Below are 10,620 nucleotides of genomic sequence, written 5' to 3'. Positions count from 1 at the left end.
CGCAACCGCTTTCTTGATTTCTTTCGGGTCATGATGAAGACCTGATGTATCACATAAAAGCCGGTACGTTTTGTCGTTTGGCAGCTTCCATTCAACGAAGTCCGGACTCGCGTGATGAATGACGATGATGTCTTCCCATTCATCAATCCCGTTAAGGTCATAGAGCCTGTATGCGATAAGGTGTTCTTTTAGCGTTACACATTCAAGATGGCTCTGGATGTCTGCAGCGGAATTGAGACGAAATGCCGGATGCGTTCTTCTCAACGAAATCAGCCTGCGGATATAGTCAACATCTTCTTTGAACGTTTCACGCCGATCCCAATCCAGCTGATTGATGCTGTCACTGGATTGATAGCTGTTTTCCACTCCCTGCTTCGTCCGGAAAAATTCCTGTCCGCTATGAATGAATGGCACCCCTTGGGCCAGCAAGATAATCGCGGCTGCAAGCCTTTGCCTGCTTCTTTTTCGGCTGTCAGTTTCTTGAGAAAGCACAAAGCCCATTTTATCCCAAAAGGTGTGATTGTCGTGTGACTCAACATAATTGATGGACTGGCTGGGTTCAGGAACAATTGGTGCTAATGCCCTCCATCCGGAAGAGCCGGCTATCCCGTGCATAACGTTTCCCGCTGCTTCGCCGCTTCCGAGCGCAAATCCCGCTGCCGTGAGGTGAAAGGTGTTCCCTTTCACAGCGTCACGAAACATATCATTAAAAAAACCGATGCCCGGCATTTTTGTAGCGTTCGCCAAGGTCGCTTTTTGTTCATGCGGCAGAGGTGTCGCCAAATCCCATCCTTCTCCAAAAAGCAGGATTCCAGGCTTTACTGCAGTTGCTTTTTCTTTCATATAAAGCACGGTATCGATATCTAAAATGCCGAGCAGATCAAAGCGGAAGCCGTCAGCATCGTATTCCTCAATCCAGTAGATAACGCAATCCGCAATGAATTTTCTCGCCATCCGTCTTTCTGACGCGATGTCATTGCCAACGCCGGTGCCGTTTGACGGCATCCCAAATTCGTCATGCCGGAAAAAATAACCTGGCACTGTCTTTTCAAAAGGTGAATTCTCCCTCTCGTACACGTGATTAAAGACGACATCCAGAATGACTCGCAGTCCATGCTGATGAAGGGTTTTGATCATTTGTTTTAACTCTGTTTTTCTCGTTTGAGGATCATGAGGGTTTGAGGCATAGCTTCCCTCCGGGGCAAAAAAATGAAGCGGGTTATATCCCCAATTGTAAGCATCAAGCGGCTTCTCTTCATTAACTCCGGCAAAATCATTCACCGGCAGAAGCTCTACATGTGTAATGCCTAGCTCTTTTATATACGCTAGTCCGGAAGAGCAGCCGTTTGTGGTTTGCGTATCTGTTTCCGTCAGCGCTAAGTATTTTCCCTTGTTTTTCATGCCGCTGTTTTCATGGATGGAGAAGTCGCGGATGTGCATCTCATAGATGACAGCATCCACAGGGGTTGAGAATGGTTTAAGCTTGTCAGCCCATTTCATTTGATCCGGGCGCAGGACGACACCCTTCTCTCCATTTACTGTCACTGCCTTTGCATACGGGTCAACCGTTTCCGCCCATTCTGAATTGTTGCAGATGCAGAACACATACTCATACCCGTGGAGATCACCGTTGACAGTAACGGTATAGACGCCTTTGTCCATCCGAATCATTTGGAATATGCGCCCGCTTTTATTCGGATGTGAAAGCTTGACAGCAGCTGAGGTTGCGGCAGGCGCCCATACTTTAAATTCAGTATAATCCGCAGTATAAACAGCCCCCAGCTCTCCGTCGTAATAAAATGAATCATCAAACGTATCCGTCCGGATGACCGCGCCAATTTGGAGATCCGTTTTGTCGCCGCTGGACGCTCTGACTGCATGTATTTTTCCGAATGTCACTGGACGGTCAGATACGCAGACGTACTTGTATGTTGCTTCAAGGCGGCATTCCTCCCTGACAGCCAGAGGAAAATCGGTTGTTTCTGTCTCAAGCCGAAACGGCGGTTTGATGATTTCTTTTTGTTCAGCAGGAATCAGAACGGTAATGATATTCATATCATCGACATACGCTTCGAAGCTGCGGCGGATGCTGACCATTGGAAGCTCTCTCCTCCAAACACGTTTATGTTTTAATCCTTAGGGGTGAAGGACTCGATGCCAGACGAAACGGGGTGGTGCCCATGATTTCTCCGTCAGCATGGAACGGAATTTTGTCCTTCGTATAAAACGTAATGTCCTTTGCTTTAAACATCGTAACGCCATCCATCTTTGTATGTTTTCCAAATGCCATCAGACATAAAAGCCAATATTTTTTCAAAAACGGCTGATTTTCAACGATCACGATATCAAAAGCCTTCTCGCGCGGATTTGCAAGCGGCGCCACCTTCATGCCGCCCCCGTAAAACGGATGGTTGGATACAACCGCAAACCAGACATCATGAAATTCTTGTGTTTCTCCTTCTATTGTACAAGCTATTGAAAACGGCTTAAAGGTCACCGAGGCGTGCAAATGGGAAAGCGGATACACAAGAAATCGAAGGCGAAGAAAAAGAAAAAACCGTCTCAACGGAAATTCCATCGCCTTTTTATTGACATATGCGTCAAACCCGATCCCGATATGATTCATAAAATAAAGAATCTGAGATTTATCCTGAAGGAAATTAACGCTCCCTAAATGAAAGGTTCGGGTTAACGGACGCTTTACCTTCTTGATTTCCTGTATCAGATCGTTTTTTTTAACAGAGAATCCTCTCGAAAAATCATTATACGCGCCCGCCGGCACGAAGCTCAGTTCAATATCGTCAACATCTTTCAGCCCGTTGACAACTTCATGCATGGTTCCGTCTCCGCCAATGACGATCAGGCGCTTCAGCTTATATTCCTGTATCGTTGAAATCTGCCTGGCGAGCACCTCAGCGTGCCCCGGGTGTTCAGTTAAAAATGAGCGGTGCTCGACCTTTCGTTTGATCAATTCCTTTTGAATGGACTTCCAAACACGCAGGCCGTTTCGATGCCCTGCTGTCGGATTAATAATAAAAAACCAATGGCTCATCTTTCTCACCTGCTTATGTTATGAGAAAACCGCTCAAATCGTTCTCTTTTACTCCAGCCACTCTTGTCTGCGATAGGAGTCAGACATGCAGTAAGACAATAGAGCCTTTGCTGCCTTTACCTGATGATGTTTAATCGGAGCACTGTTTTTCTTCTGCCGCTCAATCCATTCCTCCGCGCCCCGCTTATCTGCTATTTCTAAGCCGTATGGCGGTTCCGGGTAATCGATGTACGACGTTCTGCTCAGAAGCAATTTTCGAACTGGAATTTCAGCCTGTTTTTCCTTTATGATCTTTGACACAACGGAGTCCGTGCGAAACAGGCTCAGCCCCGGATTTAACACTGATGCAGCCTGAGAGGCTGTCTTCTTCTCCCAAAAACGATTTTTAGACCCGATGTAGACACTGTCTTCCTCCGCCTCTAAAAAAGAAACGCAATAAATGGTAAGCGGGGAAATAATCACAATGCTTAATTCAACCGCCGCCTGCTGAATTTGCAGCACAGGCTTATACATAATGAAATAAGAATCAGGCAGCTGCTGGGTCAGATAACGCAAAATGCGGTCCTGCTTCACCTGGTTTGAGAGATGTGATATTTCTGAAAGAGTAGAGCTTGCCCATTTAAGCTGAAAGTCATATAAATGTCTCTTATAAAAAGAAGCAAGCGCCATCCTGCTCTTCGGCAGCCTTACATGTAAATCGTCTTCTTCCTCAAACCATCGGTGTCTCTCTTCTTGTATATCGGCTTTTATCTCTTCTTTTCTTCTTTTCAATGAAAATTTTTTTCGTTTCTGCACCGGTTCCGGCTCTTCGGCACTGGCTTGTCTTTCTTCATGCTGGCGCTCCGCTGCTTCTAATAGTGAAAGCCAGCGCTCTTTTTTCAGCCGTACAAACTGGTTGATATAATGGTACGGATCAAGCTCATATCTCGATATATAATCATGAATTTTGATGATTTGTGCCATGTTCGTTTCTCCACTCCGCAATGAATTAAGATAAATGAAATTTGAATATTTCCTCGTATTTTGGTGATTGGTTCAAGTGTATTTGAAAGAGCGAAAACCGTTCAGCCATCATCGAAACCTCGCCGCTTTCAAACGGAACATGTGCCGGAAATCCTTCTTCGCCTGTCCATTTTCTAGCCAGCGTCATATGAGGGTGATACGGTCTTTTTTCCACTTGAAAGCCGGCTTGAAGAACAGCCTGTTTCGTATGTTCCCGCAATAGTTCAAGCGTTCTGTTTTTCTTTGGCTCCAGATGTAAAACACGCGGCCTTCTGCGGTCGCCGAATACATCTATTTTGCCAAACTCAATCGGAAACGGATCGGTTTCTGAAGCAATCGCAGCTAGTGAGCCTTCAAGCTGTTGGATTTGTGTCTCATCCGCCGCTCCGAGAAAAATCAACGTGATATGGTAGTCAAGCGGGTGCACCCATTTTTGAAACGTCAAAACCGGCTCGTTTTTCGCAGCTTGGTAAATCGGATTCGCGATTCCATCAGGAATGGGAACACCGATGAAATAATGAGGCCGTATATCTGGCATCCGTCTGATACTCCCTTCTTTGACAGCTATTATTTTATCAATAAAGAGGCTGTGCGAATAGAGGAACAGTGTATGAAAACACTCTCGCACAAACGTTTATTATGTTAGGATATTATATGACACTTGTTTTATTCAGAAAGGAATGACAATGTTGAAAATCGTTGAAAATACAGCCGATTTGATAGGAGATACACCACTTGTGAGATTAAATCGGCTTCAGCCAGAAAACGCGGCACAAGTCTATTTAAAGCTTGAATTCTTCAATCCGAGCGGCAGTGTGAAAGACAGAGCCGCTTATCAGATGATCATAGAAGCAGAACAAAACGGTTTGCTCAAGCCGGGCTCCGTTATTATAGAGCCGACAAGCGGAAATACCGGAATCGGGCTCGCCATGAATGCGGCAGCACGCGGCTACAAAGCGATCCTCGTCATGCCTGATACGATGACGAAGGAACGGATCAACCTACTAAAAGCTTACGGCGCAGAGGTTGTATTAACCCCTGGAGCGGAAAGAATGCCGGGCAGCATCAAAAAAGCGAAGGAGCTTGCCGAACAAATTCCGAACAGCTATATTCCAATGCAATTCGATAACACTGCCAATCCTGATGCGCACCGGAAAACAACGGCGCCTGAAATTGCCCGGGCAATAGAGGAAATCGGAAAACCGCTCGGCGCTTTTGTAGCCTCTTCTGGAACGGGCGGAACCATTACCGGAACAGGTGAAGCGCTCAAAGAGCTTTTTCCGGATATCACGGTTCATGTTGTCGAGCCTGCGGGTTCGCCTGTATTATCCGGAGGAAAACCCGGCGCACATAAGCTTGTAGGGACGAGTCCGGGATTTATTCCTCCGATCTTAAATCAAGAGGTATATGATGAAATTATCAAAATCTCTGATGATGACGCCTATGCGACGACAAGACGCCTCGCTGCTGAAGAAGGAATTCTTGTCGGCCCTTCGTCAGGCGCTGCATGCTTCGCGGCAATCGAAACAGCGAAACGCCTCTCTCCTGACCAAGTTGTGGTCTGCATGACAGCCGATACGGGAGAACGGTATTTATCAACTGATTTATGGTCATTTGTTTAAAAAAGGACAGGCTTCAGAAGAAGCCGGTCCTTTTATTTTGCAAGTTCATAGATCGCCTGCGCATATAAAGCTGTCGATCTAAGCAAATCATCGATTTCGATATATTCATCCTTTTGATGTGCGCTGTCAGGACGTCCGGGGAACAGCGGGCCGAACGCGACACCGGCTTTTAAAGATCTAGCATAAGTCCCCCCGCCGATTGAGATTAAATCAGCTTTTTTGCCCAACTGGCCTTCATAAACCTTTTGAAGGGTTTTGACTAACGGATGGTCTGCTGACACGTGATGCGGCTTGCTGTCTTTGAATTCTCCCAGCTCAAATTCAGATGCGCTTTCGAATGCATCGCGGATCGCTTTGCTTTCTGCGGTAACAGGATAGCGGATATTGATACCGAGCTCGCCTCCTTGCCCTTCCGTATAGCGCAGTGTCCCGACATTTAATGTCAGCTCCCCGCTAATGTCATCCTCACAGTCGATATTCAGTTTCTTCCCTCTCGTATCGTCTGAAAACTTGTCTGTCACGACTTGCACAAACCGCTGTCCTGCTTCGTCAAGCTTAGCCTGCTGCAGAAATTTGCACAATAAAAGGCCGGCATTGATCCCATTGTTCGGTTCCATCGCATGGCAGGAAAGCCCGTACATACGCAAAATGAGCTGTCCGTTTTCTATTTCAGCTTCCCCTTTTTGATCTGTCGTGCGCAGCATGTCTTTAAATGAAGCAAGAATCTCTTCTTTTTTCGGCCCTTCAATGACAGCTTCCGCAGCATCAGGCACCATGTTCAAGCGAAGGCCTGACTGAAATGAGACAAGCACTGTTTCTGAATCGTTTGAGCGGTGCGGGATCAGTAGTGAGGCATCAATGATCCCTTTTTCCGCGTTAATAATTGGAAAATCGGCGTCAGGCGCAAATCCCAGCGTTGGCATTTCTTCATGCTTGAAATAATGCTCCACACATCTCCAATCGCTTTCTTCATCTGTTCCGATAATGATTCTGACACGCTTGGACAGCGGCAGATTCATATCTTTCACGATTTTCAGCGCGTAGAACGCAGCCATCGTCGGACCTTTATCATCAATGGCGCCTCTTGCATAAATCCGTCCGTTACGGATATCAGCTGAAAACGGATCACTCGTCCACCCATCTCCTGGCGGCACGACGTCAACATGGCAAAGTACGCCGACAATGTCATCGCCCTCGCCCCATTCAATATGGCCCGCAAAGCCGTCAAGATTTTTTGTTGTAAAGCCTTCTTTTTCTCCGAGCTTCAACAATGAAGTCAAGCTGGCATTTACTCCTTCTCCAAACGGCTTGCCAGGTCCGGCGGTTGTTTCGTCCATTACACTGTTGATTCTCAAAAATTCCTGCGTATCACGAATTAAATCCTCTTTTTTTCTAATCACTTCGACTTCCCAGTTCATAACGATCCCCTTTCCGCAAGAAATGACTTGCAAAAACAAAATAAAACGAATAATATTAATGGTGTTTTGTTAAAACGTTCGTAATTGGAGGATACTATGTTTCATCTAAAAGAGCAGCAAACATCCATAAAGCAAGAAATCATAGCAGGACTGACCACCTTTTTCACAATGGTCTATATCGTCGTGGTTAATCCGGTCATTCTGGCTAATGCCGGAGTTCCTTTCGACCAGGTTTTCACCGCAACGATTATTGCCTCCATTGTCGGAACGCTGTGGATGGCCCTGGCAGCAAATTACCCGATTGCTATTGCGCCCGGCATGGGTTTGAACGCTTATTTAGCCTTTCATGTCGTAAGTGCAAGCGATGGGGGCATTACGTACGCAACAGCTTTCAGCGCCGTATTTACAGCAGGGGTTCTCTTCATTATTCTATCGTTAACGCCTTTAAGAAAACAACTTATAGAAGCGATTCCAAACAATTTAAAATACGGGATCACAACAGGGATCGGGCTGTTTATTGCTTTTATCGGTTTGCGGCAGGCGGGAATTGTGGCTGCTGATGAGTCAAACCTGGTTACTCTCGGCAATCTGCATTCACCTGGGGTTATTTTAACGCTGGTCGGCCTTCTGATCAGTGTAGTCTTAATCGTGCTGAATGTCAGCGGCGCCTTATTCATCGGAATGGCAGCTACCGCTTTGATTGCTTTTTTTACCGGGCAGCTGCATTTTTCAAAGGGCTTTATGTCGCTTCCTCATTTGCCGGACGGATTGATCATCTCTAATCCGTTTTCCGCTTTTGGAGATGTCGTTCATCACGGCCTGTACGCTGTCGTCTTTTCTTTTCTATTGGTCACGATTTTTGATACGACCGGCACGATGATCGGTGTTGCTGAGCAAGCCGGGCTGATGAAGAATAACAAGCTGCCGAACGTGCGAAAAGCACTGCTTGCAGATTCAACGGCGACGACAGTAGGAGCTGTTTTCGGCACGAGTCCGACAACTGCATTTATCGAATCTTCCGCTGGTGTCGCAGCCGGGGGAAGAACGGGGCTTACGGCTTTGACTGTTGCGGTGATGTTTGGGATCTCAATGTTTTTCAGTCCGCTAGTCAGCGCCTTATCCGGCATAGCCGCCATCACCTCTCCTGCTTTGATTATTGTCGGCAGCCTGATGATGAGCTCAGTTTCCAATATGAATTGGAAAGAGATGGACGAGGCATTTCCTGCGTTTCTCGTCATTCTGGCCATGCCTCTGACATCAAGCATTTCTACAGGAATTGCGCTTGGCTTTATTTCGTATCCGATCGTAAAAGCAGCGCGTGGAAAATGGAGAGAGATTCATCCGCTCGTCATCGTTTTCGCCATTCTGTTTTTCATCCAGCTGTTTATTTTATAACATAGACAAAAAACCCAGACGTCAGCCGTTTGGGTTTTTTTTATGTAAACAATAAAGAGACAGCGGCCGCTACAAAACAAAAGACGGCAAACGCATAGTGCAGGGTGTTGATACAGCTTTTTCTGGCCCGGTAATACTCATCACTTTCCTTATCGGCGCCAATTAAAAAAGGGGTATCCATGACCTTGTCAAAGATAAGTGTAAGGATATAACGGCAAACGCCTGTATACACCAGCAGCGCAATCAGCTTCAGCCAGATTGGGGAGACAAATATTAGAACGGTGAAAGCTGACAATAGCATGTACATCTGCCTCGCATACTCGCCATTCCTCAGCGTGACTTTAAAAAACAATTCCTTATAGCCAGTCAAGATCGTTCGTCTTTTAAATATCCTTTTTGAATTCCGGTATAATAATGGCTTTCTTCTCAGCCTGTCCTTTACTTTCGGGATTCCCGCCTCCTGGCTCATCATCATCACAAGCCCGGCAAGCGCAAGCCTGCTTTTTTTCTCTTCAGTCACCTCTGCTTCAAAAGCCGAGAACAAAGCTGTCTTTTTCCAACCGCGGACGAATGCAAAAATCAAAAACAAAATGCCAATGAGCGCAAGCAAACGCCACTCAGTGAATACGATCAGGACAGCAGAACCAGAGAAAAGAACGGCTCTGAAAAGAATTTCGGCAATCCGTCTTGAAATGGAACGCGGCTTTCTGATCCTGTCTTGCTTTAAAGATAAAAAAAATGTATGAAGACCAAATAAGTAACACAATAGAGCAGTGCTTTCTGCCAATGTGACGTGAACAGAATGACTGATAAAGGGAAGAACAATGAAAAAGAGCAGCAGCCATTTGGCCAGCGTGACCAAAAAAGAATACATCAGCGCGTACTGTTTGAGCTGATAGATTATCTCTTTCTTTTGCAGCAAAAACACTTTGTCTGCTTCCATTAAAAACGTATGGATTGAGCCTGTGCACACGATCAGCACACACACAGCGTACAGCCATCTCCATTCCATCATTTCAGACCACTCATAAAAAAGGCCTCTTCCGTTCATCAAATCGATATACTGATAGATGACAAAAGCAAGCGCCGGCAAAACAATGTAGAGAGCGACTGTCCAGTCAATGACCGCATGGAATACTTTAAACTGATACCTGTAATAGTCAAACAGCCTTCGAAAAAAGAGCGTACGCCCGTTCACGGCTGATCACCTTGGACCGCCTTATAAAAACAGTCAAGCAATGACTGCCCCTCTAATCCAGTCTGGCCCTGAATATCTTTTAACGTGCCTTGGAGAAATAAAGAACCTTTCTCCATCATGTAAAACCGGTCGCAAATTTTTTCTGCGGTATCAAGTACGTGGGTACACATGAGAATGCCGGCTCCCCGATCTTTTTCTGCCTTAAGCATGTCCACAAAACGTTTCGTCGATATCGGATCAAGGCCGATAAATGGTTCATCAATCACATACATATCCGGCTTAGAGAGAAAAGCCTGGATAAGCATCAGTTTTTGCTGCATGCCTTTTGAAAAGGTGACAGGCAGCTCGTGCATGACATGGTCAAGCGAAAACGTCTGCAGCAGGCATTCTGCCCGATGCGCAAATTCACTCTCCTCAATCCCGCGGAGCGTGCTGATCAGATCCAAATGCTCCCACAGCGTCAGTTCTTCGTAAAAGGACGGATGCTCCGGAATATATGCAAATGAACAGTCGTTCCAGGCAATATGCCCTTTAAAGTCTTCTGAGAGGCCGAGTATCGCCTTGATTGCGGTGCTTTTTCCGGCGCCGTTAGCTCCGATTAGCCCGACTAGCTCCCCTTTTCCGACTTCCAAAAAAACATCGGTGAGCACTTGTTTTCGGCTTGTATACCCTGCCTGTTCTATTGAAGCTTCAAGCAATTTTGTCAAATCTCACCCACCTCCAAAATTTACTACGAAACAGAATAAAAAAAGTTTCTTTAACCATAATAATATTGTGTCGAAATACATAGTAATCCAACAAGGATGGCTGCCCAACTCAAATTGGAAAAAATTAATAGGAGTTATCCCTAGATTCATCACTGCGATATCGTGTATAATGAGGGCGAATTATTTTAAAAATTACAGATGTCTGCCTTTGTTGCTATTTCGTACT

General features: G+C 45.9%; 9 protein-coding genes. 2 read left to right on the top strand and 7 right to left on the bottom strand.

From position 1 onward, the window contains the following. The 4 genes from pulA to thpR form a co-directional block, all read right to left on the bottom strand. Positions 1 to 2,097 (bottom strand): type I pullulanase (gene pulA / locus RAC86_RS29115; protein ID WP_377886320.1); only part of this gene is annotated, 2,097 nt, incomplete at its 3' end. A gap of 25 nt (positions 2,098 to 2,122) precedes the next feature. Continuing rightward, positions 2,123 to 3,052 (bottom strand): YegS/Rv2252/BmrU family lipid kinase, encoded by a 930-nt coding sequence (locus RAC86_RS29110; protein WP_072566694.1) that lies wholly within the window; start codon positions 3,050 to 3,052, stop codon positions 2,123 to 2,125. A gap of 48 nt (positions 3,053 to 3,100) precedes the next feature. After that, a complete protein-coding gene (locus RAC86_RS29105) occupies positions 3,101 to 4,015 on the bottom strand; it encodes a hypothetical protein (RefSeq protein WP_072182002.1) in 915 nt (304 codons plus the stop codon). A 25-nt stretch (positions 4,016 to 4,040) separates the two neighbouring features. Beyond that, complete coding sequence (gene thpR / locus RAC86_RS29100; protein WP_072566695.1) at positions 4,041 to 4,592, bottom strand: RNA 2',3'-cyclic phosphodiesterase; 552 nt, start codon at positions 4,590 to 4,592, stop codon at positions 4,041 to 4,043. 148 nt (positions 4,593 to 4,740) lie between these two features. On the opposite strand from thpR, the gene cysK reads away from it, so the two are divergent. Then, positions 4,741 to 5,676 carry a cysteine synthase A gene (gene cysK / locus RAC86_RS29095; protein ID WP_072566696.1) on the top strand — a complete coding sequence of 312 codons (936 nt, stop codon included), beginning with the start codon at positions 4,741 to 4,743 and terminating at the stop codon, positions 5,674 to 5,676. A gap of 32 nt (positions 5,677 to 5,708) precedes the next feature. Here cysK and pepV read toward each other — a convergent pair whose 3' ends face one another. After that, entirely contained in the window at positions 5,709 to 7,094 is a 1,386-nt protein-coding gene (gene pepV / locus RAC86_RS29090) for a dipeptidase PepV (protein WP_072566697.1), read from the bottom strand. A gap of 96 nt (positions 7,095 to 7,190) precedes the next feature. Here pepV and pbuO point away from each other — a divergent pair, with 96 nt between their 5' ends. Continuing rightward, positions 7,191 to 8,489 carry a hypoxanthine/guanine permease PbuO gene (gene pbuO / locus RAC86_RS29085; protein WP_072566698.1) on the top strand — a complete coding sequence of 433 codons (1,299 nt, stop codon included), beginning with the start codon at positions 7,191 to 7,193 and terminating at the stop codon, positions 8,487 to 8,489. A gap of 40 nt (positions 8,490 to 8,529) precedes the next feature. On the opposite strand, the gene RAC86_RS29080 is transcribed toward pbuO, so the two are convergent. Then, complete coding sequence (locus RAC86_RS29080; protein WP_072566699.1) at positions 8,530 to 9,687, bottom strand: ABC transporter permease; 1,158 nt, start codon at positions 9,685 to 9,687, stop codon at positions 8,530 to 8,532. Continuing rightward, a complete protein-coding gene (locus RAC86_RS29075) occupies positions 9,684 to 10,394 on the bottom strand; it encodes an ABC transporter ATP-binding protein (RefSeq protein WP_072566700.1) in 711 nt (236 codons plus the stop codon). Before RAC86_RS29075 ends, RAC86_RS29080 begins: the two co-directional genes overlap by 4 nt. Positions 10,395 to 10,620 lie beyond the last annotated feature (226 nt).

Source organism: Bacillus sp. LR_5 (assembly GCF_042709275.1).
This window is presented reverse-complemented; position numbering and strand designations above follow the sequence as displayed.

Coding starts and splice junctions, on each gene's coding strand:
- RAC86_RS29110 (WP_072566694.1), bottom strand. CDS start 3,052: ATGAGCCATTGGTTTTTTATTATTAATCCGACAGCAGGGCATCGAAAC.
- RAC86_RS29105 (WP_072182002.1), bottom strand. CDS start 4,015: ATGGCACAAATCATCAAAATTCATGATTATATATCGAGATATGAGCTT.
- thpR (WP_072566695.1), bottom strand. CDS start 4,592: ATGCCAGATATACGGCCTCATTATTTCATCGGTGTTCCCATTCCTGAT.
- cysK (WP_072566696.1), top strand. CDS start 4,741: ATGTTGAAAATCGTTGAAAATACAGCCGATTTGATAGGAGATACACCA.
- pepV (WP_072566697.1), bottom strand. CDS start 7,094: ATGAACTGGGAAGTCGAAGTGATTAGAAAAAAAGAGGATTTAATTCGT.
- pbuO (WP_072566698.1), top strand. CDS start 7,191: ATGTTTCATCTAAAAGAGCAGCAAACATCCATAAAGCAAGAAATCATA.